At 42.8% G+C, this 2347-nt stretch carries 2 protein-coding genes; one reads left to right on the forward strand and one right to left on the reverse strand.

Annotation, left to right across the window (positions count from 1 at the left end):
- Nucleotides 1-403: 403 nt before the first annotated feature.
- A complete protein-coding gene (locus DESPODRAFT_RS00155) occupies nucleotides 404-907 on the reverse strand; it encodes a hypothetical protein (RefSeq protein WP_004070380.1) in 504 nt (167 codons plus the stop codon).
- A gap of 1045 nt (nucleotides 908-1952) precedes the next feature.
- Between DESPODRAFT_RS00155 and DESPODRAFT_RS20465 the strand changes: the two genes are divergently transcribed.
- Nucleotides 1953-2204, forward strand: a complete 252-nt coding sequence (locus tag DESPODRAFT_RS20465; RefSeq protein ID WP_040015764.1) for a hypothetical protein — start codon at nucleotides 1953-1955, stop codon at nucleotides 2202-2204.
- Nucleotides 2205-2347: the final 143 nt, after the last annotated feature.

The raw sequence follows: 2347 nt of genomic DNA on the forward strand, positions 1-2347 counted from the left end.
GTATGCACGGTTTGATGAGGGAGCATTGAGGATGCAAGGCCTTTGGAACACGTAGTAGCCGCGTGCGGCAAGGCGTCTCGAATATAAAAAGGGCTGAAGAAACCGGCCGAATCAGTGCTCTACTCTACCCGGAAATCACCCGGAAATCACGGAAATCCATTGAGTAAGCTGTCCCCGGAAATCCATTTTATTTTTTTAGATCGTTGTGATTCATTGTTTTGCCTAAAAATGGCTACATGCAAGAACCTAACCGGACACTACTGTCTCAAAGCAAATGTTATACTCTTTTAGCGTTTTTTGATTTTACCTTTTTGGGTTGTTTTTTTAACATAATTTACTGTTTCAGGTCTCTTTTTTGGTTTCTCAACTGGGTTTTCTTTAACTGGTTTCTTTTCGCCGTTAGTCATATGAAAACCTCCATTATAATGGTCAAAAATATAAAGGCAATGATCAGGCTTGCACCAAGGATTAATTCATCGTATGCAAGCTCTAAATTTTTTGATTTTTTTTCAATTACAGACTCTATTTCTTGTGTAGCATCAACATAGCAGTCGAACATTTGCTCAAATGCGTCCTTTGGTTCTGCCTTCATTAAATAGTCGGAATTTTCTCTACTTTTAGCTGCAATTGGGCAAACACCAATTTTCAGCGCCAATAACAAATGTCCCCAAGCACAAGATAAAGCCATAAATGCGAGACAACATAAAATCAAATTAATCCATTGAAGCATTGTATGAGGAGAAAATAGGGTCGAACTCTTAAAACCAGCTATGCCACAAAAAGCTGCTATAACTATAGTAAGAGAATTGAGAAGTTTTCCGCATTTTTCCTCAAAATGCTTAAACCTTTCCTGTTCCTCGGTATACCTACCCTGAACATAATTTAAGATTTCTGCTTTAGTGATCATACCATTCTGAGTATAACGTTACGGTTCACCTGGTGCTAAGTCCCACATTATTTGATCCAAATTTCACTTTATGTGACGTCCTTTGTCTCACAAAAAGGCTGACACTACAAGCCCATCATGGACAAACGAAGTTCACAAATCAAGAAGCATCCTAAATACGGGGACACTTTACTCATTTTAAAATCCGGGGACACCTTTAAAATCCGGGGACACCTTACTCATTGTTATTTCGACCAGTTTTTTTTTGCGCCTCAGCCGCCTGTCTAAAATAGCTTCCAAGTGTTTTACAAAAGTCGTTTGAACGGTCAAGTAGGTCCGTTCATGTTTTCTGAATAATTCAATTTCAGATTTATGAATATCAGAAAATAAAAAATCTCTCCAGGGGATATTGACAATCTCAAGCAGGGGGGGGTGTTTTGACAAGAATTCTAATTCCTGTTAACAAATAAGTAAGATGTCCGTATGCCGTAACAACTGTAGTTCTAACAGGTTAAAGTCCTGAAGGAGGAATTGTCCGTACGCCTTCTTAGCACCGGGAAGCAGCGTCTGGGTAACCAGAGGTTGTAAGTTTCTTATGGGCAAAGATGCAGGCCGTAACGAAAGTGAACCTATATGTAGCCTCGTCAACTAATTGAAGATGCCGACCTTTTGGACATCAAGGGAAGGCCGTAGTGCCTGGGAGTAGAAAACGGAAATCCTTTCAGGTGATCTTCCGGGGTAGCAGGGATGGCATGTATCGGAAGAATTGCAGTGCAGTGCGGGAGACCCAATGCGGTTACGGTGAAGGGCCGTTAACTGATGGATATAAGGAGATCCGAAATTCCATGGGGCTGTATTGGGAGTCGGAGGGGTTCATAGTACCGATTGAGGCTGAGGGACAACATAACCCCGGCTAAGGAAAGGGACCCTACTTTGTTCACGTAACTAACGAGCGAGGATCAGGAGATTGCAATATGCTACTAACTCCGGATAGGATCAGGACGCTTCAGAGGAAGCTCTATTGTAAAGGCCAAGCAGGAACCGGATTTTCGTTTCTATTCTTTATATGACAAGGTCTACCGGGGCTGACATCCTTGGTCATGCCTATCGCCTTGCCCGGGCAAACAAAGGTGCACCTGGAATAGATGGTGTCAGCTTTAAGTCCATAGAGAAGGATGGAGGGGAAATCAAAATTTGTGCAAAAGTTGGAATCCCAACTTACGCAAAAGTGGAAAAAGGGCGCAAGCCTTACAGCGAAGAACATCGGAAAAGCCGTGTACGGGAGAACCGTATGCACGGTTTGATGAGGGAGCATTGAGGATGCAAGGCCTTTGGAACACGTAGTAGCCGCGTGCGGCAAGGCGTCTCGAATATAAAAAGGGCTGAAGAAACCGGCCGAATCAGTGCTCTACTCTACCCAGATTACCAGATTCTACCTGACAGTGATCCATTGGATTGAAA

Origin of the sequence: Desulfobacter postgatei 2ac9 (assembly GCF_000233695.2) — a bacterium.
Lineage (GTDB): Bacteria > Desulfobacterota > Desulfobacteria > Desulfobacterales > Desulfobacteraceae > Desulfobacter > Desulfobacter postgatei.